Source organism: Cupriavidus gilardii (genome assembly GCF_013347325.1).
GTDB classification, from domain to species: domain Bacteria; phylum Pseudomonadota; class Gammaproteobacteria; order Burkholderiales; family Burkholderiaceae; genus Cupriavidus; species Cupriavidus gilardii.
The window spans coordinates 782929-809450 of the sequence record NZ_CP054626.1 but is presented as its reverse complement, the minus strand read 5'-3'; the positions used below and the strand labels follow the sequence as shown (position 1 = coordinate 809450).

Annotated in this window: 24 protein-coding genes and 1 tRNA gene; 11 read left to right on the top strand and 14 right to left on the bottom strand. The window is 67.1% G+C overall.

Annotated elements, in window-relative coordinates:
• Positions 1-53 precede the first annotated feature (53 nt).
• The 4 genes from FOB47_RS13800 to FOB47_RS13780 all read right to left on the bottom strand — a co-directional run bounded on the left by FOB47_RS13800 (position 54) and on the right by FOB47_RS13780 (position 2905).
• The gene (locus tag FOB47_RS13800) at positions 54-785 is read right to left on the bottom strand and encodes a hypothetical protein (RefSeq protein WP_174781333.1); all 732 of its coding nucleotides are present in this window, start codon (positions 783-785) and stop codon (positions 54-56) included.
• Complete coding sequence (locus FOB47_RS13795; protein WP_174781332.1) at positions 778-1218, bottom strand: type I restriction endonuclease; 441 nt, start codon at positions 1216-1218, stop codon at positions 778-780. The genes FOB47_RS13800 and FOB47_RS13795 overlap by 8 nt, the downstream gene beginning before the upstream one ends.
• Position 1219: 1 nt before the next feature.
• Positions 1220-2026, bottom strand: coding sequence for a restriction endonuclease subunit S (locus tag FOB47_RS13790; RefSeq protein ID WP_174781331.1), 807 nt, complete (start codon positions 2024-2026; stop codon positions 1220-1222).
• 321 nt (positions 2027-2347) lie between these two features.
• Complete coding sequence (locus FOB47_RS13780; protein ID WP_174781329.1) at positions 2348-2905, bottom strand: hypothetical protein; 558 nt, start codon at positions 2903-2905, stop codon at positions 2348-2350.
• Between the two features lie 434 nt (positions 2906-3339).
• Between FOB47_RS13780 and FOB47_RS13775 the strand changes: the two genes are divergently transcribed.
• Positions 3340-3918, top strand: a complete 579-nt coding sequence (locus FOB47_RS13775; protein ID WP_053821283.1) for a flavin reductase family protein — start codon at positions 3340-3342, stop codon at positions 3916-3918.
• A gap of 103 nt (positions 3919-4021) precedes the next feature.
• Here FOB47_RS13775 and FOB47_RS13770 read toward each other — a convergent pair whose 3' ends face one another.
• Entirely contained in the window at positions 4022-4975 is a 954-nt protein-coding gene (locus tag FOB47_RS13770) for a LysR family transcriptional regulator ArgP (RefSeq protein WP_315904290.1), read from the bottom strand.
• A 94-nt stretch (positions 4976-5069) separates the two neighbouring features.
• Here FOB47_RS13770 and FOB47_RS13765 point away from each other — a divergent pair, with 94 nt between their 5' ends.
• The 3 genes from FOB47_RS13765 to FOB47_RS13755 all read left to right on the top strand — a co-directional run bounded on the left by FOB47_RS13765 (position 5070) and on the right by FOB47_RS13755 (position 8194).
• On the top strand, positions 5070-5678 hold the full coding sequence (locus FOB47_RS13765) for a LysE/ArgO family amino acid transporter (protein WP_217488933.1): 609 nt from the start codon (positions 5070-5072) through the stop codon (positions 5676-5678).
• A gap of 249 nt (positions 5679-5927) precedes the next feature.
• Positions 5928-6560 (top strand): carbonic anhydrase, encoded by a 633-nt coding sequence (locus FOB47_RS13760; protein ID WP_174781328.1) that lies wholly within the window; start codon positions 5928-5930, stop codon positions 6558-6560.
• Positions 6561-6595: 35 nt separating this feature from the next.
• A complete protein-coding gene (locus FOB47_RS13755) occupies positions 6596-8194 on the top strand; it encodes a SulP family inorganic anion transporter (protein ID WP_174781327.1) in 1599 nt (532 codons plus the stop codon).
• 99 nt (positions 8195-8293) lie between these two features.
• On the opposite strand, the gene parC is transcribed toward FOB47_RS13755, so the two are convergent.
• Positions 8294-10618 (bottom strand): DNA topoisomerase IV subunit A, encoded by a 2325-nt coding sequence (gene parC, locus FOB47_RS13750; RefSeq protein ID WP_174781326.1) that lies wholly within the window; start codon positions 10616-10618, stop codon positions 8294-8296.
• A 29-nt stretch (positions 10619-10647) separates the two neighbouring features.
• Positions 10648-12651, bottom strand: coding sequence for a DNA topoisomerase IV subunit B (locus FOB47_RS13745; RefSeq protein ID WP_174781325.1), 2004 nt, complete (start codon positions 12649-12651; stop codon positions 10648-10650).
• A gap of 382 nt (positions 12652-13033) precedes the next feature.
• Here FOB47_RS13745 and FOB47_RS13740 point away from each other — a divergent pair, with 382 nt between their 5' ends.
• Positions 13034-14245: an MFS transporter gene (locus FOB47_RS13740; protein ID WP_174781324.1), complete on the top strand. Its 1212-nt coding sequence runs from the start codon at positions 13034-13036 to the stop codon at positions 14243-14245.
• Positions 14246-14247: 2 nt separating this feature from the next.
• A complete protein-coding gene (locus tag FOB47_RS26290; RefSeq protein WP_255567016.1) occupies positions 14248-14379 on the top strand; it encodes a hypothetical protein in 132 nt (43 codons plus the stop codon).
• Positions 14380-14539: 160 nt separating this feature from the next.
• Here the strand turns inward: FOB47_RS26290 and FOB47_RS13735 are convergent, their stop codons facing one another.
• The 4 genes from FOB47_RS13735 to FOB47_RS13720 all read right to left on the bottom strand — a co-directional run bounded on the left by FOB47_RS13735 (position 14540) and on the right by FOB47_RS13720 (position 20164).
• Positions 14540-16489, bottom strand: a complete 1950-nt coding sequence (locus FOB47_RS13735; protein ID WP_174781323.1) for an ATP-binding cassette domain-containing protein — start codon at positions 16487-16489, stop codon at positions 14540-14542.
• 235 nt (positions 16490-16724) lie between these two features.
• Complete coding sequence (gene creC / locus FOB47_RS13730; RefSeq protein ID WP_174781322.1) at positions 16725-18179, bottom strand: two-component system sensor histidine kinase CreC; 1455 nt, start codon at positions 18177-18179, stop codon at positions 16725-16727.
• A gap of 14 nt (positions 18180-18193) precedes the next feature.
• Positions 18194-18901, bottom strand: a complete 708-nt coding sequence (gene creB, locus FOB47_RS13725) for a two-component system response regulator CreB (protein WP_174781321.1) — start codon at positions 18899-18901, stop codon at positions 18194-18196.
• 54 nt (positions 18902-18955) lie between these two features.
• On the bottom strand, positions 18956-20164 hold the full coding sequence (locus tag FOB47_RS13720; protein WP_244959424.1) for an NAD(P)/FAD-dependent oxidoreductase: 1209 nt from the start codon (positions 20162-20164) through the stop codon (positions 18956-18958).
• Between the two features lie 473 nt (positions 20165-20637).
• Here FOB47_RS13720 and FOB47_RS13715 point away from each other — a divergent pair, with 473 nt between their 5' ends.
• The 4 genes from FOB47_RS13715 (at position 20638) to FOB47_RS13700 (ending at position 23338) form a co-directional block, all read left to right on the top strand.
• Positions 20638-21819 carry a benzoate/H(+) symporter BenE family transporter gene (locus tag FOB47_RS13715; RefSeq protein ID WP_174781320.1) on the top strand — a complete coding sequence of 394 codons (1182 nt, stop codon included), beginning with the start codon at positions 20638-20640 and terminating at the stop codon, positions 21817-21819.
• A gap of 143 nt (positions 21820-21962) precedes the next feature.
• Positions 21963-22133: a BrnT family toxin gene (locus FOB47_RS13710; RefSeq protein ID WP_174782430.1), complete on the top strand. Its 171-nt coding sequence runs from the start codon at positions 21963-21965 to the stop codon at positions 22131-22133.
• Positions 22117-22470, top strand: a complete 354-nt coding sequence (locus FOB47_RS13705) for a BrnA antitoxin family protein (RefSeq protein ID WP_244959423.1) — start codon at positions 22117-22119, stop codon at positions 22468-22470. Before FOB47_RS13710 ends, FOB47_RS13705 begins: the two co-directional genes overlap by 17 nt.
• 7 nt (positions 22471-22477) lie before the next feature.
• Complete coding sequence (locus FOB47_RS13700) at positions 22478-23338, top strand: aminoglycoside 6-adenylyltransferase (protein ID WP_174781319.1); 861 nt, start codon at positions 22478-22480, stop codon at positions 23336-23338.
• Between the two features lie 126 nt (positions 23339-23464).
• On the opposite strand, the gene FOB47_RS13695 is transcribed toward FOB47_RS13700, so the two are convergent.
• Positions 23465-24163: a potassium channel family protein gene (locus FOB47_RS13695; RefSeq protein ID WP_170265835.1), complete on the bottom strand. Its 699-nt coding sequence runs from the start codon at positions 24161-24163 to the stop codon at positions 23465-23467.
• Complete coding sequence (locus FOB47_RS13690) at positions 24153-25481, bottom strand: TrkH family potassium uptake protein (RefSeq protein WP_174781318.1); 1329 nt, start codon at positions 25479-25481, stop codon at positions 24153-24155. Before FOB47_RS13690 ends, FOB47_RS13695 begins: the two co-directional genes overlap by 11 nt.
• Positions 25482-25865: 384 nt before the next feature.
• Between FOB47_RS13690 and FOB47_RS13685 the strand changes: the two genes are divergently transcribed.
• Entirely contained in the window at positions 25866-26297 is a 432-nt protein-coding gene (locus FOB47_RS13685) for a hypothetical protein (RefSeq protein WP_174781317.1), read from the top strand.
• 130 nt (positions 26298-26427) lie between these two features.
• Here the strand turns inward: FOB47_RS13685 and FOB47_RS13680 are convergent.
• Positions 26428-26502: transfer RNA gene (locus FOB47_RS13680), tRNA-Arg, on the bottom strand.
• Positions 26503-26522 lie beyond the last annotated feature (20 nt).

Sequence of the window (26522 nt, the reverse complement as noted above, 5' to 3'; positions counted from 1 at the left end):
GTCCTTGAAAACGACGTCCGCCTCGAAAGCACCCAGAGCGATGCGAGAAGGCATCAGTACTCCCCTTGTGCCTTAACGATCATGAAAAGGTGTTCAACCTGATCAGCATCCTCCAACACGGCGAATAACGCTGCTTTGATTGTATTTTCCTTCGCCTGATGACCTCTCCAGCCATCGGGGCGAACTTCTTTGATGATCTGATCTACACGCAGCGCAAGAGTCAACGCACAGTCAGAACCATCGCTCTCACGGTCAGACTCTGCGGATTGGGACGCGGCCTTCATCGAGAGCCATGGCTTAAGATTGTTGTAAATCGCGCGACGCCCAGGCGTCGTCAACTCAATCGGCACGTCATCCGCCCTGCCTGCCTCCACCTGCCGTACCAATTGCGCAATGCGCTGCAAGTATTGCTCGTACTCCTCCGCCCGCTCCTTACGCTGCTTGATTATTCCGTCCAGCAACGCTGACATGCGCTCGTAGAATGCCGGATCGTTCAGGTGTTCTTTGACGATCTTGCTGCGGACGTTGTTTTCGATCGTCTCGGCAATCGCATCGCGGTTGCCCTTCAGCTCGCCGAGTTTGGCAGCGATGGCATCGGCAATACCGGTCTTCACAATCAAGTCCAACAGGCCAACGCCTTCAAAAGGCGAGATCTGTCGCGGCTCCTCGGCTTCAATATAGGTGTCGATGAGGTGCCGCATGTCGGCTTCATACGGTTTCAGGTCCAACGTCTCGCCGCTCGCTTTGCGCACAATTTCTCGCAGCTTGACATAGTGATCAAGCAAGCCTCGAAGCCGTGACATACAGCACAAGATCAGGCCGACGAGTGCGATCGCCTTTTAGCGTCACCTCCTCAGCAATCGCGAAGTCGTTCTGCAACGGATTCTGCCAATCGATCAATTGCACCGTCTGCGTTTGAGCGCCGGCCGCTGTCTTTACCGGCACCCCATAACGCAGCAGGTCGTAAACGGCCTGGTTGTTCGCATACAGCGTGCGATGATGGTCGCCAGCCTCCATGCGCAGACGCAGCAGCGCAGCGCTGATCTGTGCACGCGTGGCACCCCGCTTTTCCAGCCAAGGCGAGAGCAGAGCTTCTTCGATATTGCTGTTGTCGTCGCGATCAGACCAGTCGCCGAGATAACGCCAGCGCAATTCATCTCGGAACAGGGCGATCACACGGTTCTGCGTGATACGTTCGGGCTGGCCTATGGCGCTCATGTCAGACCTTAGTCAGTTTGAAACTGATCTGATATCGATAGAAGGCGATGGAAGGCACCGCCGCCAGCGCCCAGCGAAGCTTCTGGTCATCATCAAGCGCGATGATCGCTCCCTCGACCACCGGAATCCATGCCTTGTTGAAATCGCGCCAAGCGTCCGGCAGCTTTCCCGTCAGATCCTGATGGATACCGTAGTCGGTTCCGACGAATCCCCCGGCAAAGCACTCGGACGCGTGCATGCTCTTACGTCCCAGCATGACCCGATAGTAGCCGTTCTTCAATGCAATCGCTTCCGGCCCCTTGTACTTGGTGTTCGGATCATAGGGGCCGGCGGCCTTCTTCAGATAACCCTTGGCGCAGCCTTCAGCGTGGCGGTGCAGCAGATACATCAGCTTCACGCGACGCTTGCGAGGCAACGGGAATTTCTCGTTGCCAAAGCGCTGCGCCAGCACGCCGATGACCACGGCTTCGTTGATCTGCCAGTTGTGAGCGGGTTGGGATGGCGGTTGATTGACGGCAGCGGGTTTGACCGGCAGCGGTATGACGTTAGAGCCAGGCTGGACCAGCCTAATACGGCCGGTCAGCAGCTCTTGCATCATGGCCTGCTTGATACTTCGAGCTTTGGCCAATCTCGATTCCATTGTCCTAGTCTCCTCTTCCATTTCGCCAACGACCTCGGCAATGGCAACTTGCTCGCAGGCTGTCGGCGGAAGACGAACTGGAAAATTTTGAAATGTGGGAAGGCGCAGCGAATCGACAGTGGCTTTAACGGAATTCTGCATCGCATACGGGCCAAAGTACTGAGTCATATAGAGGTGCACATACTTCCCGAAAACTTCCGGAGCGAACTGTGTTATCGCATAGGCCACGCGACGCAGCGTGCAGAGCCGAGTTGGACGCGTTTTGGGAACCGTCCCTTCAGCTCGCGTTGCCGGACCGATTCGTGGCTCAGAGGAATGATGTGCTTCAGCTCATTCCAACGCGTGAAGCCATCGAGCGGGAGGGCCTTGGGTTCAGGGTTTGCGCCACTGCTCGGCGCGGTTTGGGTATTTGCCATGTGCAAAACCTCGCGGTTGATTGAACATGGCTGAACCTTGACTGGCAGAATTGCCAATAGCCGGTTCCTGACATCATTTTTTTGTCTTTCCGCTCAGCCCGTAGTCGCTCATGATCCGGCGAACTGTCCGTTCGGACAGGCCGAACTTCTTCATGGCATCCTGGACAATACCCTTTCGCAAACCCCGGTCCACGACCTCAATATTGCGATGCTTCAGGTACCGAGCCACCTTCTCGTGCAAAACCGTCGTTTCGTCACGAGGCCCTCTGGCCCGACGGCTTTGCAATGCACTCTCGACGACACCGGCAACTGTCGCGGAAACGTAATGTTCCGGATGAAGGCGATAATCTTGAAGCTTGGCGTACGCGCGGTCGAGATCGTGTAGAACGTCGTGGTATTCGAACGGAATCGGTTCGAGCCCATCAACAGGTCGATCATTGGGCTCAAGCCCCCAGGCAGCGATGTATCGGGTGCGGTTACGCCGAAAGCGCGAAAGCATTTCCCAGCGCTCGTTGGCGTCAGGAATCAACCGTTCAGCATGACCTAAAGCACGCCTTAGTTCTTCCGCGAGTGCTTCCGGGAATCTCCTGTCTACCGTATCCCGGAAATCTCTTACCTCATCGTTTGCCATTGCACTGCGATCCCTCGGCACTTGGCACGGCTCATTGGTCGACGTTGCCGTAGTCTGCAAGTATTAGCGAAAGATTGTAGCCGAGCGAACCGTATCATCCCCGCAACTGTCCAGCAGGCATTACATGGGGGTCTTTTTGGGGGTTCTTCCAAGAAAATCGGACATAGAATCCTTATGTGGACAGGGATAGCGGGGAGAATTCGATTGCCGCCGGCTCCAGTATTCCACCCGACGACATCCGGCAGATGTCCTCAAACCCGCGACGGCGTCAGCTGCGCGGGTTTTTGTTTGCCCGGCCGCGGCCGATTCGACGCGCGCACCGGAACTCAAGCCGTTTCGGAGACGGCGTTCCCCTCTGCCAGTCAGCGTTTGCGCCGGACCGATGGCATGATCGCGGCAGCGCGTCCCAATTCCTTTTCTGCCGAATCCAACCGATGACCGCCTTCCAACCCGTCCCCCTGCAATACGCCAGCCGTCTGATCAACCATGGCCCGACGGTGCTGATCACCAGCAGCGACGGCGCCCGCCGCAACGTGATGGCCGCCGCCTGGTCGATGCCGGTCGAGTTCACGCCGCCGCGCATTGCGATCGTGATCGACAAACGCACCTTCACGCGCGAGCTGGTCGCGGCCAGCGGCAGCTTTGGCATCTGCATTCCGGGCGCCGCTGCGATCGACATGACGTACGCCGTAGGCAGCGCCACGGGCCGCGACGTCGACAAGTTCGCGCAGTTCGGCATCGCGGCCATCACCGGCCCTGAGCTCGGTCTGCCGCTGATCGAAGCGGGCTGCAGCGCGTGGATGGAGTGCCGGCTGATTCCGGAGGCGCATACCGAGGATGCCTACGACACCTGCTTCGGCGAGGTCGTGGCCGCGGCCGCGGATCCGCGCGTGTTCGCCAATGGCCGGTGGAAGTTCGATGCGGGCAACGAGGCCCTGCACACGATCCATCATCTGGGCGGCGGCAATTTCGTGCGTTCGTCCTCGACGATCGTCGCCAAGCCGATCGGCTGACGCAAACCCTGCGCCCAACCCAAGCTCGATCGTGATCGCCGCGAAGCCGATCGGCTGATCCAAAGATCAGCCCCCGGCCTGAGCCGAACGCGACTTCGATCGTTCAGCGCTTTCTACCCGCCCGCAACGGCTGCAACGGCCGCAACGACACTGCCGCCGCCTTCCGCACCGCGCGCGTGACGGCGTCGAGCGCCGGCGAGCGCAGCCGCCATCGGTGCCAGTACAAGGGCACGTCCAGATGCCGGCGCGGCGCAAATTTGGCGAGCGTCCCGTGCGCCAGCGGCTCGCGCACGAAGGGCTCGGGCATCATGCCCCAGCCGAGCCCACGCTGGGCAAACGCGACGAAGCCGGCGGTCGAGGGCACGTAGTGAATCGGCGGCATCGGCTGCTCGGCATCGGGCCCGATCAGCAGCGCGATAAAGCGCGCCTGCAGCGCATCCTTGCGATTGAAGGCCAGCATCGGCGTGCGCGACAGGCTGGAGGCGTTGACGCCCTTGGCAAACGCCTGCGCGATCAACTGCGGCGAGGCCACGGCGAGATACCGCATGATGCCGAGCGGTTCGACCGTGCAGCCCTGCACCGGCTCGGCGCTGGCGCTGACCGCCGCCATCACGACGCCTTCGCGCAACAGCGTGGCCGAATGGTCCTGGTCCTCGACGCGCAGATCGAAGACCATCGCCGGCTCGGCCGGCAAGGCGTCGAAGCTGGCGGGAAACCAGCTGTCGAGCGAATCGGCGTTGACGGCCAGCGGCACCCGCAGCGGCACCCCGCCCGTGTCTCGCAGGCCGTTGCCGTCGACATCGCCAAGTTCGGCCAGCGTTTCCGCTTCGAGCAGTGCCAGTTGCTCGGTGTAGCGCGCCAGCGTGCGGCCGGCCGCGGTCGGCTGGCAGGGGCTGCCTCGTTGCAGCAGCACCTGGCCGAGCCGCTCCTCGAGCTGGCGCATCCGTTGGCTGATCGCCGATGGCGTGACATGCAGGCGCCGCGCGGCGGCCTCGAAGCTTCCCTCCTGCAGCACGGCGGCAAAGGCGGCCAATTGGCCGTTGTCGATCTTCATCATTAGCGTTTCTAATCCAGGACAAGCAAGTTTAGTTTTTCTTTTGACCGTGGCAAAGCTAGGCTGACGACCTTCCCACTCGTGCCCGCTCCCCCCGATGAAGATCGACATGCCGTTGATGGCCGGCTTCCTCTCCAGCCTGGCGCTGATCATTCCGATCGGCGCGCAGAACGCCTTCGTGCTGCGGCTCGGCATCCGTCGCCAGCACCGTCTGCCGGTAGCGCTGCTGTGCGCGATGTCGGATGCGCTGCTGATCGGCGTCGGCATCGCCGGCCTCGGGGCGCTGCTGCACGCGCATCCTGGCTGGCTGACGCTGACCCGCTATGGCGGCGCGGCCTTCCTTGCCGTCTATGGCCTGCTGGCGGCGCGCCGCGCCTTCGATGCCGGCCAGGTCGAACTGCAGGCCGCGGCGCCGCTGCCCCTGGCGACCGCACTGGCAACCTGCCTCGCCTTCACCTTCCTGAACCCGCACGTCTATCTCGATACCGTGGTGCTGCTCGGCGCGCTGGCCAGCCAACATGGCCGCGATGGCCGCTGGATCTTCGGCATCGGCGCGGCGCTGGCCAGCCTGTCGTGGTTTCTCGCGCTCGCCTATGGCGCCGGACTGCTGGCGCCGCTGTTCCGCCGCCCACTGGCATGGCGCTGTCTCGACGGCGCGATCGCGGCGGTGATGATCGGTCTGGCCGTGACGCTGGTACTGGGCTAAGCAGGACGCTCGCGCGGCTTCAATGCGGCCGAATTCTGCATTGCACAAATTTGTGCGATGTAACACGGAACTGAGTTTTGCCGCGGCCGGACGAAGAGTTGTTCCGCCGTACGGCACCGCGATCCCGATGCACTGATGCAGTGCGCTAGTGGATTCCGCACTGACGCCGCGCCTCGTTGCAAGCGCTGGCGCAGTGCACGTGGCCGCGGCGGCCGTCCCGTTCCAACCGTCCGCCAGCAAGGAGCCACCATGGAAGTCGCCAAACGCCTGATGCTCGAGAACCGCGCCTGGGCCACCGAAGTGTTGTCACGCGATCCCGAACGCTTCAAGCGCCTGGCCGTGCGCCAGGCGCCGGACGTGCTGTGGATCGGCTGTTCGGACAGCCGCGTGCCCGCGGAGCTGATCACCAATGCCGAGCCGGGCGATCTGTTCGTGCACCGGAACATCGCCAACCTGGTGTGCGAGGACGACCCCAACCTGATGAGCGTGCTGCAGTACGCGCTGGAAGTGCTGAGCGTCGGCAACGTCATCGTCTGTGGGCATCAGGGCTGCGGCGGCGTACGCGCGTCGCTGGCGCGCGTTCCGGAGCTGCCGCATGTCGATGCGCGGCTGGACGAGATCCGGCAGGTCTATCGCGCGCATTGCGCCGAGCTCGACCGTCTCGATGGCGACGACGCCCGCACCGCGCGCCTGGTCGAACTCAATGCGATCGCGCAGGTACGCAAGCTGGCCGAGATGCCGCTGGTCCGCAATGTGTGGGACAGCGGCCGCGCGCTGCGCCTGCATGCATGGATCTACTCGCTGGAAACAGGTCTGCTCGAGGAGCGGCTGTGCCTGGACGGCAGGGAAGCGGCAGCGGACCTGGAACCGCTGGCCGCCTGACCCCATCGACCTGGACCACTGGAAGCCTCCACCCAATGAACTCGGCGCCCCCTACCTCAACCGTTTCCATCCCCTCCTCGCGCGACGCCTATCTGCGCCACCTCGGCCGCGATATCCCGGCCGGCGTGGTGGTGTTCCTCGTTGCCCTGCCGCTGTGCCTCGGCATCGCGCTGGCCTCCGGCGCACCGTTGTTGTCCGGCCTGCTGGCCGGCGTGATCGGCGGCGTGGTGGTCGCCATGCTGAGCGGCTCGCAACTGAGCGTCAGCGGTCCCGCGGCCGGCCTCGTCGTGATCGTCGTCGGCGCGATCGCGACGCTCGGCAGCTTTTCGGCCTTCCTGGTCGCCGTGATGCTGGCCGGCGTGCTGCAGATCGTCTTCGCATGGCTGCGCGCCGGCGATATCGCGGCGCTGGTGCCGTCCGCGGTGATCAAGGGCATGCTGGCCGCGATCGGCCTGCTGCTGATCATCAAGCAATTGCCGGTCGCGCTGGGCCTGCCTTCGTCCGCGCCGCTGGACAGCCGGCTGGTCGACGAGGCCGGCCTGGCCGAGGCCGCACAGCAGGCGCTCGGCATGGTGTCCGGCAGCAATCTGACGGTGGCCGCGGTCGCACTGGCAATCCTGGTGCTGTGGGATACCGATTTCATCCGGCAACGCCGCGCGCTGCGCGCCCTGCCCGCGCCGCTGCTGGCGGTGCTGTGGGGCGTGCTGTACCAGCGCTTCGCGATGCATGCGAGCCCCGATGCCGCGCTGGCGCCCGATCATCTGGTGCAGCTGCCGGCCATCGACGGCCCGGCTTCGCTGCTGGCCGAACTGGCGCGCCCGGACTTCTCGGCGCTGGGCAATCCGGATCTCTATGTGGTCGCACTGACGCTGGCGATCGTCGCGAGCCTGGAAACGCTGTTGAGTCTGGAGGCGGTCGACAAGCTCGATCCGATGCGCCGCGTGGCGCCGCCCAACCGCGAGCTGTACGCGCAGGGCGTCGGCAATATCGTGGCGGGCCTGCTTGGCGCGCTGCCGCTGACCGCGGTGATCGTGCGCAGCTCGGCCAATATCAGCGCGGGCGGACGCACCAAGGTGTCGGCGGTCGTGCATGGCGTGCTGCTGCTGGCGAGCGTGCTGTTCCTATCGGATCTGCTGCGCTGGATTCCGCTGGCGGCGCTGTCGGCCATCCTGCTGCACGTGGGCTACAAGCTGGCCAAGCCCGCGCTGTTCGTCGAGGCCTGGCGCAAGGGCCCCGCGCAGGCGCTGCCGTTCGTCGTCACGATCGCGGCGATCCTGGCCACCGACCTGCTGTTCGGCATCGCCATCGGCATGGCGGTGGGGATTGCCTTCACGCTGCGCCATCACGCGCAAAGCGCGATCTCGCTGACGCGCTACGAGGACTGCTATCTGCTACGGCTGCACAAGGACGTGTCGTTCTTCCACAAGGCGCAGCTGCGGCGCCATCTGGCGAAGGTCGAAGCGGGCGGCAAGCTGATCATCGATGCCACCCGTTGCGAGCGCATCGACCACGATATCGAGGAAACGCTGACCGACTTCCAGCGCGCCGCGCGGGTGGCGGGCATCGATGTCACGCTGCGCACGCCGGGGCCGGCGTCGCGCGTGCCGAGGGCATTGGCCGCCGCCGGGTCGTAGCGGCCGCCCGCGTTGCGACGCGGGCGGCGAGCGGGCGGGCGGCCGGTCAGTCAACCACCGGCAAATCAACCGGCGATCAACCCGCCCATCCAGCGGGCGTCAATCGGCCTTGACCGGCTCGATCGCCATCTCCTTGAGCTTGACCTCGACCGCCTTGCCCTTGCGCGCGCGCTTGCCGACATAGGGCAGCAGATTGGCGCCGGCCAGCTTTTGCGACGACGCCTTGCCGCCGCGGCCCAGCCCGGACACCATCAGTCCGGGCGCGCCCACCGCGGCGACCTGCTGCAGCGTTTCCTTCGGCTCGAGCTCCATCAGGATCACGCCGCGTCCGCCGCCGGACAGCACCTTGATCTCGTCGAGCGCGATCAGCAGCAGGCGGCCGTTGCCCGACAGGCAGGCCACGTGCGTGGCCTCATCGCCGATCGGCGCGGGCGCCAGCGGCGCGTCGCCGTCGTCCAGCGTCAGGAACGACTTGCCGCCCTTCTGCCGGCTGATCATGTCCCCGACCTTGCTCTGGAAGCCGTTGCCGCCGCGCGTGGCGATCAGCATGCGCTGCTCCGCCGTACCGGCGAAGGTATGCGCGATCTGCGTGCCCGCCTGCAGCTCGACCAGCGTGGTCAGCGGCACGCCGTCGCCGCGCCCGCCGGGCAGGCCGGCGACCGGCACCGAATAGACGCGGCCATTGGTGCCGAAAGCCAGCAGCACGTCGATCGTGCGGCATTCGAAGGTGCGGTACAGCGCGTCGCCCGCCTTGAAGGCGAACTGCTGCGGATCGTGCCCATGGCCCTGGCGCGTGCGCACCCAGCCCTTCTGCGACACCACCACGGTCACCGGTTCGTCGATCACGCGCACCTCGGCGGCGGCGCGGCGCTCTTCCTGGATCAGCGTGCGGCGCGGGTCCTTGTCGGCCGGGCTGTACTGCCTGGCGTCGGCCTCGATCTCCTTGACGATGCGACGGCGCATCATGGTCTCGGACTTGAGCAGCACGTCCAGGTCGGCCTGTTCTTCGCGCAGGTCCTTCAGCTCCTGCTCGATGCGGATCGACTCCAGCCGGGCCAACTGGCGCAGCCGGATTTCGAGGATGTCCTCGGCCTGGCGCTCGGACAGGCCGAACGCCTGCATCAGCGCGGGCTTGGGCTCGTCGCCTTCGCGGATGATGCGGATCACCTCGTCGATGTTGAGCAGCACCAGCATCCGGCCTTCGAGGATATGGATGCGGTCCTCGACCTTGGCCAGCCGATGGCGGCTGCGGCGAGTCACCGTCTCGAAGCGGAAGGCGATCCATTCGCGCAGGATCTCGGCGAGCCCCTTCTGCCGCGGACGGCCGTCGGTGCCGATCATCACCAGGTTGATCGGCGCGCCGGTCTCGAGGCTGGTATGCGCGAGCAGCGTCTGCGCGAATTCCTGCTGATCGATGTTCTTGCTCTTGGGCTCGAACACCAGCCGCACCGGCGCATCCTTGCCGGACTCGTCGCGCACCGCGTCGAGCACGCCGAGCATGGTCTGCTTCAGCTGCAGCTGCTCGGGCGTCAGCGACTTCTTGCCGGCGCGCACCTTCGGATTGGTCAGTTCCTCGATTTCCTCGAGCACCTTCTGCGCCGAGGTGCCGGGCGGCAGCTCGTTGACCACCAGCTGCCACTGGCCGCGCGCCATGTCCTCGATGACCCAGCGCGCGCGCACCTTCAGGCTGCCGCGGCCGCTCTCGTAGATCTGCGCGATGTCGGCCGGCGACGAGATGATCTGGCCGCCGCCGGGATAGTCCGGGCCCGGCATCAGCGCCAGCAGCTCTGCCAGCGTGATGTTCGGATTGCGGATCATCGCGACCGTGGCCGCGGCGACCTCGCGCAGATTGTGCGGCGGGATTTCGGTGGCCATGCCGACCGCGATGCCCGACGCGCCGTTGAGCAGCACGAACGGCAGCCGCGCCGGCAGCAGCCTGGGCTCTTCCATCGAGCCGTCGTAGTTCGGCGCGAAGTCGACCGTGCCCTGGTCGATCTCGTCGAGCAGCAGCCGCGCGATCGGCGTCAGCCGCGCCTCGGTGTAGCGCATCGCCGCCGCGCCATCGCCGTCGCGCGAGCCGAAGTTGCCCTGGCCGTCGATCAGCGGATAGCGCAGCGAGAAGTCCTGCGCCAGCCGCACCAGCGCGTCGTAGGCCGACTGGTCGCCGTGCGGGTGGAATTTGCCGAGCACGTCGCCGACCACGCGCGCCGACTTGACCGGCTTGGCGTCGGCGCGCAGGCCCATCTCGTGCATCGCGAACAGGATGCGGCGCTGCACCGGCTTCTGGCCGTCGGCCACCTCCGGCAGCGCGCGGCCCTTGACCACGCTGATCGCGTAGTCCAGATAGGCGCGTTCGGCGTAATGGGCGAGCGTCAGCGAATCGGCCGGCTCGTCGGGTTGAAACGTAATGTCTTGTTGTTCCATGGATGCTCAATACCTGCCGTCAGCGGCGATCAGATGTCGGCCACGACTTCGTTGCCGCGTTCCTCGAGCCAGTTGCGCCGCTGCGCGGCCTCGCCCTTGCCCATCAGCATGTTCATCACGCCGACCGTCTTCGGCAGGTCGTACTCGCCGAGCGCCACCGGCAGCAGCCGGCGCGTATCGGGGTTCATCGTGGTCTCCCACAGCTGCTCGGCGCTCATCTCGCCCAGGCCCTTGAAGCGGGAGATCTGCCACGCGCCTTCCTTGACGCCGTCCTTGATCAGCTTGTCCTGGATCGCCTCGAGCTCGCCGTCATCGAGCGCGTACAGCTTCTGCGCGGGCTTCTTGCCGCGCGCCGGAGCGTCGACGCGATACAGCGGCGGACGCGCGACATAGACGTTGCCCTGCTCGATCAGCTTGGGGAAATGGCGGAAGAACAGCGTCAGCAGCAGCACCTGGATGTGCGCGCCGTCGACGTCGGCGTCCGACAGGATGCAGATCTTGCCGTAGCGCAGGTTCGACAGGTCCGGCTCGTCGTCCGGGCCGTGCGGGTCCACGCCGATCGCCACCGCGATGTCGTGCACCTCGTTGTTGGCGAACAGGCGGTCGCGCTCCGTCTCCCAGGTGTTCAGCACCTTGCCGCGCAGCGGCAGGATCGCCTGGAACTCCTTGTCGCGGCCCATCTTGGCCGAACCGCCCGCCGAGTCGCCCTCGACCAGGAACAGCTCGTTGCGCGACACGTCGGTCGATTCGCAGTCGGTCAGCTTGCCGGGCAGCACGGCCACGCCGGAGCCCTTCTTCTTCTCGACCTTCTGCGCGGCGCGCGTGCGCGCCTGGGCCTGGCGAATCACCAGCTCGGCGAGCTTCTTGCCATAGTCGACATGGTGGTTCAGCCACAGCTCCAGCGCCGGGCGGCTGAAGGTCGAGACCAGACGCACCGCGTCGCGGCTGTTCAGCCGTTCCTTGATCTGGCCCTGGAACTGCGGGTCCAGCACCTTGGCCGACAGCACGAACGAGGCGCGCGCGAACACGTCCTCGGACATCAGCTTGACGCCCTTGGGCAGCAACGCGTGCATCTCGATAAAGCTCTTGACCGCCTGGAACAGGCCCTCGCGCAGGCCGGATTCGTGCGTGCCGCCGGCCGGCGTGGGGATCAGGTTCACATAGGACTCGCGCACCGGCGCGCCTTCCTCGGTCCAGGCCACCACCCACGACGCGCCCTCGCCCTCGGCGAAGCCTTCCTCGCCGGCATTGGCGTCCGGATCGGCGAAATGCTCGCCCTCGAACATCGGGATCACCAGTTCGGCGCCGCTGCCCTGGGCCAGCGCCTCGATCAGATAGCCCTTCAGGCCCTGGTCGTACTGCCAGGTCTGCACGGTCGGCTCCTGGCCGCCGCTCTTCTCGATGACCAGCGTGACCTTGACCCCGGGCAGCAGCACGGCCTTGCTGCGCAGCAGCCGCTGCAGCTCGGCCAGCGGAATGGTCGCCGAATCGAAGTACTTCGGGTCCGGCCAGACCTGCACGCGCGTGCCGTTCTTCTTCTCGCCGCGCTCGATCTTGCGCGTGGTCAGCGGCGTGGTCACGTCGCCGCCGGAGAAGGTCAGCGTGGAGAAATTGCCGTCGCGCCAGACCGAGACATCCAGCCGCGTCGACAGCGCATTGGTCACCGACACGCCGACGCCGTGCAGGCCGCCGGAGAACGCATAGGCGCCGCCCTTGCCCTTGTCGAACTTGCCGCCCGCGTGCAGCCGCGTGAAGACGATCTCGACGACCGGCACCTTTTCCTCGGGATGGATGCCGACCGGAATGCCGCGGCCGTCGTCCTCGACGCTGACGCTGCCATCGCGATGCAGCGTGACGACGATCTCGCTGCCGAAGCCGCCCAGCGCCTCGTCGGAGGCGTTGTCGATGACCTCCTGCACGATGTGCAGCGGGTTATCGGTGCGGGTGTACATGCCGGGTCGTTGCTTGACCGGCTCCAGTCCTTTCAGGACGCGGATGGAGGATTCGCTGTACTGACTGGGTTTGCTCGCCATGGAGTCGTTACGAAAGTGGGAATCGCGGCCGCCGGACATCCGCATCGGGAGGGCCGGCCAGGCCGGGCAGCCTGCATTGTAATGGAACGCCGGGGCCGCCAATCCCGCAATTGCCGCGAGATTGGCGCCGGTCCAGGCCCCGTTCAGCGTGCCGTCCAGCGGCGGCGGACGGTCCGGCTGCAGCCCGTGCCGGTCCTTGCCGGTGCGTCCCGCGGGCCACCCGGCCCGCATAAAACCCCGGCCGCCCGGGTGAATTCGGCGGCGGCCGACGCGCCTTTTCGATGCGGAGTACACTCGCCAGCACGATTGCCCGGCAGGGCAAGACGACGGCAACGAACAAGACAACAACGACAACGGCAACACCCTCCGAACCGAGCCACACATGCCAAGAAAAGAACTCTCCCTGACCACCGTGCTGATCTGCGGCGGCCTGCTCGTCACGCTGTCGATGGGCATCCGCCACGGCTTCGGCCTGTTCAACCTGCCGATCACCCAGGCGCACGGCTGGAGCCGCGAAACCTTCGCCTTCGCGCTGGCGCTGCAGAACCTGATGTGGGGCGCGGCGCAGCCCTTCGCCGGCGCGCTGGCCGACAAGTTCGGCGCGCTCAAGGTGATGCTGGCCGGCGTGGCGCTGTACGTGGCAGGGCTGGTGGTGATGGCGATGGCCAGCAGCGGCACCGCGTTCGCTTCGGGCGCCGGCATCATGATCGGCATCGCGCAGGCGGGCACGACCTACAGCGTGGTCTATGGCGTGATCGGCCGCGTCGCCAGTCCCGAGAAACGGGTCTGGGCCATGGGCATCGCCGCCGCGGCCGGCTCCTTCGGCCAGTTCCTGATGATCCCGGTCGAACAGAGCCTGATTTCGGGCGTGGGCTGGCAGAACGCGCTGTTCGTGCTGGCGGTGATGGCCTGCATGATGCTGCCGCTGGCGATCGCCTTGCGCGAACCGGACCAGGGCGCCGTGGCGCACGGCCATCGCCAGACCATCGGCCAGGCGGTCAAGGAGGCGTTCGGCAACCGCAACTTCCAGCTGCTGACGCTGGGCTACTTCGTCTGCGGCTTCCAGGTCGTCTTCATCGGCGTGCACCTGGCGCCGTACCTGAAGGACCGCGGCTTCACCGATCCCAAGGTCGCCACCGTGGCGCTGGCGCTGATCGGGCTGTTCAATGTGTTCGGAACCTATACCGCCGGCGCGCTGGGCCAGCGCATGCCCAAGCGCTACCTGCTGTCGTTCATCTACCTGAGCCGCTCGATCGTGATCGCCGCCTATCTGCTGCTGCCGCTGTCGGCGTTCAGCACCTGGGTGTTCGCCGCGGTCATGGGCGCGCTGTGGCTGTCGACCGTGCCGCTGACCAACGGCATCATCGCGCAGGTGTTCGGCGTGCAGTATCTGTCGATGCTGTCGGGCGTGGTGTTCTTCTCGCACCAGATCGGCAGCTTCCTCGGCGCGTGGCTGGGCGGCTATCTGTACGACCGCACCGGCGCCTACGACATCGTCTGGGGCATCGCGATCGCGCTCGGCGTGGTGGCGGCGCTGGTCAATCTGCCGATCCGCGAGCAGGCGCTGGTGCGCCCGCAGGCGGCGGCCGCCTGACCATGACGACTCGCGTGCTGCGGATCATGGGCGCCGCCACGCTGGCGGCGGCGCTGGTGCTCGGCTTTATCGGTTATCTGCAGCCGGCGTTCATGGTCGATCTGACGAATATGGTGCTGGCGTGGTGCGGGTAGCGCTTCAGGCGTCGAGGCGCTGAGTGCCCTCTCCCCCGCCGCTCTCCCGCGCGCGGGAGAGGGAAGAAGACCGGCGGCACCTGGGCCAACGGCAGCCGATAGACCGACACCCCCCTCTCCCGCTTGCGGGAGAGGGCAGCCTGCCGAAAGCGCCCGCGCCCTAGCCTTCGCCGCGGCGCTTGGCCTCCAGCAGTTCCCAGCGCTCCAGCGCTTCCAGCAGCTCCATCTCGATCTCGTCGAAGCGAGCGGCCAGCTGCGCGGCGCGCGGCGGATCGCTGGCGTACAGCGAGCCGTCCTCGAGCTGCCCGCCGATGGTCTTCTGCTCGGCCTCCAGCGCGGCGATGCGCTCCGGCAGCGCGTCGAGTTCGCGCTGTTCCTTGTACGACAGCTTGACGGTCCGATTGGCGCCGCGAGCATCTCGCCCGGCGGCCTTGGCCGCCTCCTCCGCGGCGGCGGGCTTGCCGGCCTCGGTGCCCTTGCGCTCCGTTCCCTTCTGGCCCTGCGCGGCCGCGCTGCGCTCCGACTGCTGGACCCAGTCCGAATAGCCGCCGACATATTCGCGCCAGCGCCCCTCGCCTTCCCACGCGATCGTCGAGGTCACCACGTTGTCGAGGAAGGCGCGGTCGTGCGACACCAGGAACACGGTGCCGCCGTAGTCCTGCAGCAGTTCCTCCAGCAGTTCCAGCGTCTCGATATCGAGGTCGTTGGTCGGCTCGTCGAGCACCAGCACATTGGCCGGCCTTGCAAACAGCCGCGCCAGCAGCAGCCGGTTGCGCTCGCCGCCGGACAGCGACTTGACCGGCGAACGCGCGCGCTCGGGCGCGAACAGGAAATCGCCCAGATAGCTCATCACGTGCTTGCGCTGGCCGTTGACTTCGACCCAGTCGCTGCCGGGGCTGATGGTGTCGGCCAGCGACGTCTCCAGATCCAGCTGCGTACGCATCTGGTCGAAGTACGCCACCTGCAGGTTGCTGCCGTTCTTGACCACGCCGGCGTCGGGCGCCAGTTCGCCGAGGATCAGCCGCAGCAGCGTGGTCTTGCCCGCGCCGTTCGGCCCGATCAGGCCGACCTTGTCGCCACGCATGATGGTCGCGGTGAAGTCGCGCACCACGGTGCGCTCGCCGAAGGACTTGGTCACGCCGGTCAGTTCGGCGACGATCTTGCCCGAGCGCTCGGCCTGCGAGACCTCGAGCTTCACATTGCCCTGCACCTCGCGCCGCGCCGCGCGCTCGGCGCGCATCGTCACCAGCCGCTGGATGCGGGCGACGCTGCGCGTACGGCGGGCCTCGACGCCCTTGCGGATCCACACCTCCTCCTGCGCCAGCAGCTTGTCGAACTTGGCCTGCTCGACCTGCTCGGCCGCCAGCATCTCGGCCTTGCGCGTCTGGTAGGCGGCGAAATTGCCCGGGAAGGACACCAGCTTGCCGCGGTCGAGCTCGACGATCCGCGTGGCGACGCGATCGAGGAACGCACGATCGTGGGTAATCAGCAGCACGCTGCCGCGAAAGCCCAGCAGCAGGTCCTCGAGCCAGCGGATCGCTTCGACATCGAGGTGGTTGGTGGGCTCGTCCAGCAGCAGGATGTCGGGCTCGGCCACCAGCGCCTGCGCGAGCGCCACGCGCTTGCGCGTGCCGCCCGACAGTGCGTCGACGCGCGCCAACGGATCGAGGCCCAGCCGCGCCAGCGTCGTCTCGACACGCGTGCGCAGCTGCCAGGCATCGGCCGCGTCGAGCTCCGACTGCAGCCGATGCAGTTCGGCCAACGTGGCCTCGTCGTGGTGCTCGGCCAGCCGGTTGGCGGCATGTTCGTAGGCGACCAGCAGATTGTGGGCGGCGCCCATCCCCTGCGCGACGGCATCGAACACCGTCAGTTGCGCCGCGAACTCGGGTTCCTGCGGCACATAGGCGGTGGTGATGCCCTGCTGACGCGCGATCAGCCCGTCGTCCGGCGCGGCCTGTCCGGCCACGATCTTCAGCAGCGAGGGCTTGCCCGAGCCGTTGCGGCCGATCAGGCCGACCCGTTCGCCGGCCTCCAGCGAAAAGTCGGCGTGGTCGAGCAGCGCCACGTGGCCAAAGGCCAGCTGGGCATCGGAAATGGAGAACAGGGCCATGACAGCGAAGGAAGGAGGCGCGAAATGAAGTGTCGCGAAATGAAGGAGCGCGAGCGCCGAGGCGGGCACGAGGGGCGCGGCATCGGCGTTGCTTGAGTGCGGCCGAGCGCGCCGCGGCGCGCGCACGCCCGGATCGGCGGCGAGCCGGCATTGTAGAGCATGGTGGGCGCGGTGGCGGAACGGCCTGGCCGGCCAGCGACCGCGGGCGAGCTGCGGGCGCGCTGCGGGCGAACAGCTAGCGCGGCGCGGCCGGCAGGCGCAGCAGCGCCTGGGCCCCGCCCTGAGGCCGGTTGCCCAGCGTCAGCTCGCCCCGGTGCAGCAGCGCCACCTCGCGCGCGAAACACAGACCCAGCCCGGTGCCCTTGTCGCGGCCGCCGGGCCGGGGCAGCGAATAGAAGCGCTCGAACACGCGCGGCAGCGCGTAGTCGGGGATGCCCGGGCCGCTGTCGGCGACCGTCACGGCAAACGCCTCCCCGTGGCGGTCTTCCTCTCGGCGCAAGCCCAGCGCGACGGTGCTTCCGGCCGGGGCGAAGTCGACCGCGTTGTCGATCAGGTTGACCAGCGCCTGCCGCAGCAGGAACGGATCGCCCAGCACTTCGGCAGGCCCGGCATCGGTCTCGACACACGGCGACAGCATCACGCCGCGCTGGCGCGCCCGCGGCTCCAGCTCGGTCGCCAGCTGCGTCAACAGCGGCGCCAGCGCGACCGGGCGCGGCGCCTCCAGCCGCTGGCGCTGCTCGACCTCGGCCAGCGCCAGCAGCTTGGCCACCATTTCGGCCAGCCGCCGCGCCTGGCTGTCGATATTGCGGACGAAGCGGGCGCGGTCCGCTGCGGGCATGTCCTCGCGCAGCAATTCCGCCGCGCCGCGGATCGCCGCCAGCGGACTCTTCATCTCGTGCGTCAGCGTGTGGATATAGTGCTCGACGTACTGCTTGTCCTCGAGCCGCAGGCGCATGGTCTCCATCGCCCGGCCCAGCTCGGCCAGCTCGCCGGCGCCCGACAGCGGCATCGCGGCGCGTTCGCCGGCCGCCACCGCGCGTGCATAGCGGCGCAGCCGGCGCAGTCCGTTCGCCAGCCACAGCGTGCAGGCCAGACCGATCGCCGCCGCCCCGCCCATCAGCAGCAGCCCGTGCAGCAGGATCCGATGCTGGCTGCGTGCGATCACCGGCGCCATCACCGCATTGGGCTTGGCCACGGTCAGCACGCCAAGCAGGCGCTCGCCGTCGCGCATCGGCGCGGCGACATACATCACGGTGCTGCCCTCGTCGTTCGGGTCGCTGCGCGTGCTGCGCGCGCCGTACCTGCCGCGCAGCGTCAGGTAGACGTCGTTCCAGCGCGAATAGTCCTGGCCGACCGCGGCGCCCGCCGTATCGAAGCGCACGATGCCGGCCGTGTCGGTGACATAGACGCGGTAGCCGATTTCGCGCTTGCGCAGGCCCCACAGTTCGGCGTCCAGCGGCGCGTCGCGCAGCGCGGTCAGCTGACGCGCGAAGGCGCCGTCGGCAATGCGGCCCTCGCGCATGTCATCGGCCGCCAGCGCGGCCAGCGCATGCGCGGTATCGATCAGCGTGTCCTCCATCGCCTGGCGCACGCCCGGCTTGACCTCCTGCACGAACACGCGCAGCGTGAGCCAGGCCGCCAACCCGACGATCAGGAAGAAACCCAGGAAGATGCGCAGGCCGATCCGCATGCGTGATGGCTCGCTCAGACCGCCAGCGAATAACCCATGCCGCGATGGGTGCGGATCGGGTCCTCGTCGCCGGCCGCGCGCAGCTTGGCGCGCAGCGTCTTGATATGGGTGTCCACCGTGCGGTCGCTGGTGTCGAGCGCGTCGTCCCAGACGAGGTCCATCAGCTGCGCGCGCGAATAGATGCGGCCCGGGTGGTCGGCCAGCAGCGCGAGCAGGCGGTATTCGTAGCGGGTCAGGTCGAGCCACTGGCCGCGATAGGCCAGCCGGGCGCCGTCGCGATCGTGCACGAACGGCGGCGCGGTCTCGTGCGCGGGTGTCGACGGCACGCCGTCGGCCCTGCCGCGCATGCGGCGCAGGATCACGCGCACGCGCGCCGCCAGTTCGCGCGGCGAGAACGGCTTGACCACATAGTCGTCCGCACCGATCTCCAGTCCGACCACACGGTCGATCTCCTCGTGGCGCGCGGTCAGGAAAATCACCGGCACATCGGAAAAGGTGCGCAGCGTGCGGCAGACCTCGAAGCCGTTCAGGTCCGGCAGGCCCACGTCGAGGATCACCAGGTCGACCGGCTGCGCGCGCAGCCGCGCGATCGCCTCGCCGCCGAGAGCGCAGTGCTCGACCTGCATGCCCTCGGTGCGCAGCGCATAGAGGATCGTATCGGCAATGGCGGACTCGTCGTCGACGACGAGGATCGACGGGGCATGCGTGGCGTTGGCTTGCATCGAGGACGTGCGGGCGGCGGCGGCAAATGTAGCGCGGGAAACGGGTCCGTCATTCTAGTCGAGCGCGCCCAGCACGGCCCCGCCCTGCCGCTGGCGCCGTCGATGGAAATAGAGCCGCTGCGCGGCCCAGCGCAGCGGCGCGGAATACAGCATCCACTCGAACAGCCGGTCGGACTGGCAGCGGTCGAACAGCCAGCGCAGCACGCGCTTGGCGCGAAAGCGCGGGGTGGCACGCGGCACGGTGCGCTCGGGCGCCGGTCCACCGTCGCGCAGATGCGCGGCGATCGCCGCGCCGATCGTCTCCCCGTGCTCCCACGCCGAATGGATGCCGCCCGCGGTGACGGGCGACACCACGCCGGCCGCATCGCCCGCCAGCAGCACGCCATCGCGGCCCAGCGGCAGCACCGGTCCGCCGCAGGGAATCAGGCCGGCACGTGTCGATGCCGGCACCGCGTCGTCGGGCACCTCGAGCAGATGCCGCACGCGCGCGAGGAAGCCTTCGATGTCGGGCGTACGCGGACCGCGGCGGCGGCGCCGCAGCGCCAGGCCCATCTGCACGCCGGTGGGCGTCTGCGCGGCCCAGCCGAGATAGCCGGGTGCAAAGCGCTTGCCCACGAAGCAATGCAAGGCCCCGGGCTCGGCCAGGGTCAGGCCGTCGAATTCGTACTCGATGCCGTAGAGGAAGTCACGCGGTCCGGGCAGGCCCAGCCAGGCCGCCACGCGCGACCTGGCGCCGTCGGCGCCGACCAGGTAGCGGGTGCGGCCGATGCCCGGAATGCGCCAGCGGTCGCCGTCGCGCATCGCCTGCACGAAGGGCGTGCCCAGGTGCACCGTCACGCCATGCCGCACCAGCTCGCCGACCAGCCAGCGCATCAGCGCCGGCGTATCGGTGGTCAGGAAGTAGTAGCCGGGCGCGTCCAGCCGCAGGCTGCGCAGCGCCGGCGAATAGAGGCGGACCTGCTCGACGCGGCGGAAGCAGTGCGCCGGCGCGCGGCCCAGCCAGGTCCGCTCGGCCGCTTCCTTGACGACGATGCCGGTGGTATGGAGCTTCGCGCCGGGGTCGCTCTTGCGCTCGAGCACCGCCACGCGCAGGCCGGCACGGGCAGCCGCCAGCGCGCAGGCCGCACCGGCAAAGCTGGCGCCGACGACAATCACGTCATAGTCGGCAGTGCTGGCGGGGAACGGCGAGACGGTGGAGGCGCTACCGAAACGGCTGGCGGAAGCGGGGTTCGAAACGGACACTGCGGGACGGAATGGCATCATGCCGGGCTCCTGTTGCGTCGGTGACAGGCAGCGCAGTGTCGCGGGCGAATGTGAAGGCGGCGTGGGGTTGATGTGTAGCGGGCTGCCACGGAACGCAGCGCGGTGCCGATCGGCGGCCCATCAAAAAGAACAGCCCGCGACATAGGCGGGCTGAAGAGTCTCTCCTCGGTGCCCTGCTCCCAAGGCACGGCCTCACTGTATCGGGACGGCGGCAGGCGCTCCAGTCGGACAAATCCGTAAGGGAAAACGCCTGTAGGCCGGCGGCGGCCCCTCGGTCCCCGCGACGGCATGCCAGCGCCGCGTCGACGAGGCCGCGCGGTCGTGCGAAGATGTCGCCCTCAACGCACTGCGGGCCCGATCGCCAGCGCATCTTCGCATGCCGGCTGCGTGACCAATCGCCGCAAGTTGCCGATCGCGCAACGCGGCTGTCCACCGCCATATGCGACCGGCCGCACCGACCGAACCCAATCGCCATGCCCTCCGCCACGCTCAAAGTCACCGATCTCTCCGTTTCGGCCTTCGTCGCCGGTCTGGTCGCCATGCTGACCGGCTATACCAGTTCGCTGGTGCTGATGATCCAGGCCGGTCAGGCTGCGCATCTGAGCGACGCGCAGATCGCCTCGTGGATCTGGGCGCTGTCGATCGGCATGGGCGTGACCACCATCGGCCTGTCGCTGCTCACGCGCGTGCCGATCGTGATCGCGTGGTCCACGCCGGGCGCGGCACTGCTGATCGCCAGCCTGCCCGGCGTGCCGTACGCCGAGGCGATCGGCGCCTTCCTGCTGGCGGCGCTGCTGATGACGGCCGCCGGCCTGACCGGCTGGTTCGACCGGCTGATGCGCGCGCTGCCGGCCAGCATCGCGGCGGCGCTGCTGGCCGGCATCCTGTTCCGCATCAGCATCGACGTGTTCGTGCAGGCGCAGCACCAGACGCTGCTGTTGTTGCCGATGTTCGCGGTCTATCTGCTGGGCAAGCGCTGGTGGCCGCGCTATGCGGTGCCCGGCGTGCTGGCGATCGGCGTCGCGCTGGCCGGCATGCTCGGACAATTGCATTTCGAACAGTTCCATTTCGCGGTGGCGGCGCCGGTATGGACCACGCCGGCGTTCTCGCTGCAGGCCTTCGTCAGCATCGCGATCCCGCTGTTCATCGTCGCGCTGGCATCGCAGAACATCCCGGGCCTGGCCGTGCTGCGGGCCGATGGCTATCACGTCAAGGCGTCGCCGCTGATCACCGTGACGGGCGTGGCCTCCGCGGTGCTGGCTCCGTTCGGTTCGCACGGCATCAATCTCGCCGCGATCACGGCGGCCATCTGCACCGGCAACGAGGCACATCCGGACCCGGCGCGGCGCTACACCGCGGCGGTCGTCTGCGGCGTCGGCTACCTGATCGCCGGCACGCTGGCCGCCAGCATCGCGGCGCTGTTCGCCGCCTTCCCGCAGGCGCTGGTGATCGCCGTGGCCGCCTTCGCGCTGCTCGGCTCGATCGCCAGCGGCCTGACCACGGCGATGCAAAGCCCCGGCGAGCGCGAGGCCGCGCTGCTGACCTTCATGATCACGGCCTCCGGCATGACGCTGGCCGGCATCGGCTCGGCGTTCTGGGGCGTGGTGGGCGGGATCGTCGCGCTGTGGGTGCTGCGGCCGCGGGAAGGCCGTTGAAGGTCAACGCAGACTGGGGGCTTCGCGGCGCGCCGGAGCATTGAGACAACGGCGCATCCGCGCCAACTACGGCCTGTTCCCGACAGCTTACGTCAACTCGGCACAAGCGCAGCCGATTTCGGCGATTTAGCGTAGTAGCAAAAATCTTAATAGATGAACGCAGGCAATACGGCGAAACACGCTACATCGCCTACGGCCCGATCGGTACCCGCCTGCAATGTCTGGTCTTCACCATACGAGGCGACACGCTGCGGGCCATCAGTCTACGCAAAGCCAATTTCCGAGAGGTGCGAGACCATGAACAGGAAATCTAAGCTGACCATGCCGGCCGCCGACGAGAACGCCGCCATCGCGCGCGGCATTGCGGGCGATCCGGATGCGGTCGAACTGACGACCGAGCAGATCAAGCGTATGCGTCCGGCACGTGAAGCATTGGCCGAAGTGCTTGGCGAGAAAAACGTTGAGGCGCTGATCAAGCGACGGGGTCGCCCTGCCCTGCCGGCGGCCGAACGCAAAGTCAGTCAAACCCTGCGACTCGATCCTGACGTGCTGCAGGCATTCAAGGCAACCGGCGACGGGTGGCAAACGCGCATCAATGATGCGCTGCGCGCCTATGCCAAGTCTCATCGGATGCTGCCGCGCGGCTGCTGAGCGTCGCATGACATCACGAGACGGCTATCTGCAGTCGGTACTGGACTGGGCGAGCGCCACGGACGCGGTCCTGGCGGTGATCCAGACGGGTTCGCTGGCACGACGCGACGATTCCGCGGACGAGTATTCCGATCTCGATATCGAGATCATCTCGTCCGATCCCAATACGCTGGCGCGTGACGACGGCTGGCTTCGCCAGATTGGCACGCTGATCACGGTGTTGCGCCTCGAGGCCGACGGCGATCAGCGATGGCCGACGCGGCTGGCAATCTACCGGGGCGGCGTCAAGATCGACTTCACGGTCGCCGGTATCGAACGGCTGGAACGGATGACGGGCCCCGAGGGCCTGGACGGCTTGTATGCCCGCGGCTATCGCGTCCTGCTCGACAAGGCCAGCGTGACCGGCTCGCTGCCGCCTGCGCCGTATCGCTTCCCGCTGCAAGGCCTGCCGTCACAGCAGGAATTCCAGGCGAGTGTCGAAGAGTTCTGGTTCGAAGCGTTCCATGTCCCGCGCTATCTGGTGCGCGGCGAACTGTGGCTGGTCAAGCAGCGCGACTGGACGATGAAGACGCTGCTGCTGCGCATGGCGCAATGGCACGCGCTGGCGCTGCACGGCGGCAAGGTCGATGTCTGGCACAACGGCCTGCGCATGGAACAGTGGACCGATCGCGATGCATGGCATGCGATGCAGCAGGTATTCGGACGTTTCGGCACCGCCGATGCACGACGCGCGTTCGACGCCACGGTCCAGCTCTATGGGCGCCTGGGACGAGAGGTGGCCGCGCGTACGGGACTGGCATATCCGCAGGCCTGCGAGGATCAGATCCAGCAGTGGAATCGGGCCGTGCTGGCGCGCCTTCGCGGCTGACCGGGGAACCCACGGCCACCCTCGGCATCGAGGGGATCGCGGCCGTCGTGCAGGCCCGTCTGGGCCACTGCCAGCAGGCGGCGCGCTTGATCGAGCCGGCTCGTCATGCTGCCCGGCGACCTCCCACTAGCGCCTGGCCACGTCGCCCGCGAACGACTGGATCTTGCGCGTCGGGCCCGACACGATCAGCAGGTCGCCCGGCAATACGCGCGTGCTCGGCGTTGCATGCTGGAAGTCCTCGTTCGCGCGTTTGACGCCAACCACCGTGACGCCCGACTTCTCCCGCACGCCGGATTGCGCCAGCGTCTGGTTATGGGTCGACGCCGGCGCATGGACCTTGGCGATCGCGAAGCCGTCGTCGAACTCGATGAAATCGATCATCCGTCCGGTGATCAGATGCGCGACGCGCTCGCCCATATCGGCTTCCGGATAGACCACGTGATGCGCGCCGATGCGCTGGGCGATCTGCCCGTGCTCGGCCGACATCGCCTTGACCCAGATGTCCTTGATGTCGAGTTCGGTCAGCGCCATGATCGTCATCAGGCTGGCCGCAAGGTCCGAGCCGATGCCGACGATGGCATGGGCGAAGTCGGCCACGCCGAGCTGGCGCATCACGTTGACGTTGGTGGAATCGGCCTGCACCGCATGCGTCAGATAGTTGCCCCAGACCTGTACTGGCTCCGCTTCCTTGTCCAGGCCCATCACGTCGTGGCCCAGGCGCATCAGAGACTGCGCGACCGAGCTGCCGAAGCGGCCCAGCCCGATCACGACGACGCTGTCGCCCTTCGAGAACGAGAACTGCTCGGTAAACAATCTAGCCAACAATTGGGTGCTCCTCCGGATAGCGGAACGGCATGCGGCGCTCGCCCAATACCAGCGATGCCGCCAGCGTGATGGTGCCCACGCGGCCGGCGTACATCAGCAGGGCCAGCGTCAGCTGCGCCGGCGCGGGAAGGTCGGCGGTGATTCCAGTCGACAGGCCGACGGTGCCGAATGCCGAGATGACCTCGAAGATGACCTGGTCGGTCGGAACGACCGTCGTGCGCAGCAGCACCAGTGTACCGATGGTGGCCAGCGCACTGCCGAGCACCAGCACCGTGATGGCCTGGCGCTGCGCCGACGCGCCCAGCCTGCGGCCATATGCCTCGCAATCGCTTTGGCCCCGGATCTCGGCGATTACCAGCAGTACGAGGATCGCCATGGTACCGACCTTGACGCCGCCCGCCGTGCCCGCGCTGCCGCCGCCGATGAACATCAGGAAGTAGTGCAGCGCCAGGGATTCCCGCGTCAGGCCGCCGATATCCACCGCATTGAAACCGGCCGTGCGCGCCGACACCGACGCAAAGGCGGCACCCAGCAGCTTGTCGGCCACGGACATCGGACCCAGCGTCCTTGCATTGGACCATTCGAACAGCAGGATGCCGACGAATCCGGCCAACAGCAGGACGGCCGTACCGGCAAGGGTCAGCTTGGTGTGCAGTGACCAGTGATGAGGATTGCGCGCCTTGCGCCGGACATCGTGCAGCACCGGGAAGCCGATGCCGCCGACCACGATCGCCAGCATCACCGGCATCAGCATCAGCGCATCGGACGCATAGCGCGTGAGGCCGTCGGCGTGGATCGAAAAGCCGGCGTTGTTGAAGGCGGACACGGCATGGAACAGTCCGCTCCACAGTGCCTCGGCCCACGGCAGATCGTAGGCGTAGTGAAGCCGCAAGGTCAGCAGCGCCGTAACGACGGCCTCGGACGCAAGGGTCGCGACCAGTACCAGCCGCGCCACGCTGGTCACGTCGCCGACGCCCAGCGAGCGCGTCTCTACCTGCGTGATCAGCTTCGTGCGCAGCCGCAGCGAACGATTGACCATCAGGCCCAGCAGGGTCGCGGCCGTCATCATGCCGAAGCCGCCGATCTGGAACAGCACCAGGATCACGGTCTGGCCGAAGCCGGACCAGTAGGTACCGGTATCGACCACCGCCAGCCCGGTCACGCAGACCGCGGATACGGCGGTGAACAGCGCCGTCAGCCACGGCGCCGCATGCCCGTCTGCCTGGGACATCGGCAAGCGCAGCAGCAGCGTGCCGGCCGCGATCGCCAGCAGGAAGGCCAGCGCGACGACGCGTGGGGGATGCGCAATGGATTTCATCGGTTGGCTGGCCGCGAACCGACAGCGCTGGCCGCGGGCACGCAGAGGATCGCTTGTTGTTGTCCGTCCATGTTGTCGACTCCGCGACGGTGCTCGACAAAGGCGTCAGCGCACAGCGGCCGCCTTGGGGCAACACGCGGCCGAATTCTACACTGGCCCATTCGCGTCGAGCCTTCGCGATCGATGCCTGCGCGCGCGCCTGGCGCACGGCTACGCAATCCCTGCGCCGGCGCCGTTGCGGCCATTGCGCGCGTGGTTGTAAGCCGCATCGGCGCCGCTGACAAGGCTCGTTAATCACCGTTGCAAAATCGAACAGAATGTCAGACGCCTCGCCGCTACAGTGATTCCTCCCTTGCCTGTAGGCGTTTTGATGGAGGTACACGAATGAAGCAACATCTGGCGAAATCCCTGTTGATGGCTGGCGCGATGATCGCGTCGTACCCGCTGCTCGCGCGGCAGTCCCAGCCGCTGCAGCCGACTCAGCCGATGCCGGCCGCACAGACGATGCAGCCGATGCAGTCCACCCAATCCTCGCCATACGCACAATCCGCGCAATCCGCGCAGTCGATCCAGTCCGCGCCTTCCGCGCAGGCGATGCCTTCGGCCCAGCCGATGCAGGGCATGCCGGCGGCAACGGCGCAAGCTCCAGCCGCCGCGCCGGTCGCCGGCGATCCGTACGCGCCAGCCGCCGCGCCTGTTGCGCAAGCGGGCATGCCGAGCACCGACCCTGCCATCGACCCGGCCAGCATGAGCCTGCCGCCGGATGCGCTGGGCACGCGCCTCGGCCAGCGCAGCCCGTTCCTCGACGGCGCCTGATCCTCGATAGCCGTTTCGGTCCTGCCGGATGCCGACGCCCGGCCATCAGTGCTCGCGCGGCGTCCGGCGTCGCGGATTGCGCGCCGCGACCGTGTGGAAAACGGGGCGATGCAAATGGGAATGTGGGGAGTGGTCCCGCCGACAGGAATCGAACCTGTATCTAGCGCTTAGGAGGCGCTCGTTCTATCCATTGAACTACGGCGAGCGGATAGACGGGCATCGCTG

Bases quoted from the DNA above. Each gene is read 5' to 3' on its own strand.
- FOB47_RS13795 (WP_174781332.1), bottom strand. From the start codon at position 1,218: ATGAGCGCCATAGGCCAGCCCGAACGTATCACGCAGAACCGTGTGATC.
- FOB47_RS13790 (WP_174781331.1), bottom strand. From the start codon at position 2,026: ATGACTCAGTACTTTGGCCCGTATGCGATGCAGAATTCCGTTAAAGCC.
- FOB47_RS13780 (WP_174781329.1), bottom strand. From the start codon at position 2,905: ATGGCAAACGATGAGGTAAGAGATTTCCGGGATACGGTAGACAGGAGA.
- FOB47_RS13775 (WP_053821283.1), top strand. From the start codon at position 3,340: ATGACCGCCTTCCAACCCGTCCCCCTGCAATACGCCAGCCGTCTGATC.
- FOB47_RS13770 (WP_315904290.1), bottom strand. From the start codon at position 4,975: ATGATGAAGATCGACAACGGCCAATTGGCCGCCTTTGCCGCCGTGCTG.
- FOB47_RS13765 (WP_217488933.1), top strand. From the start codon at position 5,070: ATGAAGATCGACATGCCGTTGATGGCCGGCTTCCTCTCCAGCCTGGCG.
- FOB47_RS13760 (WP_174781328.1), top strand. From the start codon at position 5,928: ATGGAAGTCGCCAAACGCCTGATGCTCGAGAACCGCGCCTGGGCCACC.
- FOB47_RS13755 (WP_174781327.1), top strand. From the start codon at position 6,596: ATGAACTCGGCGCCCCCTACCTCAACCGTTTCCATCCCCTCCTCGCGC.
- parC (WP_174781326.1), bottom strand. From the start codon at position 10,618: ATGGAACAACAAGACATTACGTTTCAACCCGACGAGCCGGCCGATTCG.
- FOB47_RS13745 (WP_174781325.1), bottom strand. From the start codon at position 12,651: ATGGCGAGCAAACCCAGTCAGTACAGCGAATCCTCCATCCGCGTCCTG.
- FOB47_RS13740 (WP_174781324.1), top strand. From the start codon at position 13,034: ATGCCAAGAAAAGAACTCTCCCTGACCACCGTGCTGATCTGCGGCGGC.
- FOB47_RS26290 (WP_255567016.1), top strand. From the start codon at position 14,248: ATGACGACTCGCGTGCTGCGGATCATGGGCGCCGCCACGCTGGCGGCG.
- FOB47_RS13735 (WP_174781323.1), bottom strand. From the start codon at position 16,489: ATGGCCCTGTTCTCCATTTCCGATGCCCAGCTGGCCTTTGGCCACGTG.
- creC (WP_174781322.1), bottom strand. From the start codon at position 18,179: ATGCGGATCGGCCTGCGCATCTTCCTGGGTTTCTTCCTGATCGTCGGG.
- creB (WP_174781321.1), bottom strand. From the start codon at position 18,901: ATGCAAGCCAACGCCACGCATGCCCCGTCGATCCTCGTCGTCGACGAC.
- FOB47_RS13720 (WP_244959424.1), bottom strand. From the start codon at position 20,164: ATGATGCCATTCCGTCCCGCAGTGTCCGTTTCGAACCCCGCTTCCGCC.
- FOB47_RS13715 (WP_174781320.1), top strand. From the start codon at position 20,638: ATGCCCTCCGCCACGCTCAAAGTCACCGATCTCTCCGTTTCGGCCTTC.
- FOB47_RS13705 (WP_244959423.1), top strand. From the start codon at position 22,117: ATGAACAGGAAATCTAAGCTGACCATGCCGGCCGCCGACGAGAACGCC.
- FOB47_RS13700 (WP_174781319.1), top strand. From the start codon at position 22,478: ATGACATCACGAGACGGCTATCTGCAGTCGGTACTGGACTGGGCGAGC.
- FOB47_RS13690 (WP_174781318.1), bottom strand. From the start codon at position 25,481: ATGAAATCCATTGCGCATCCCCCACGCGTCGTCGCGCTGGCCTTCCTG.
- FOB47_RS13685 (WP_174781317.1), top strand. From the start codon at position 25,866: ATGAAGCAACATCTGGCGAAATCCCTGTTGATGGCTGGCGCGATGATC.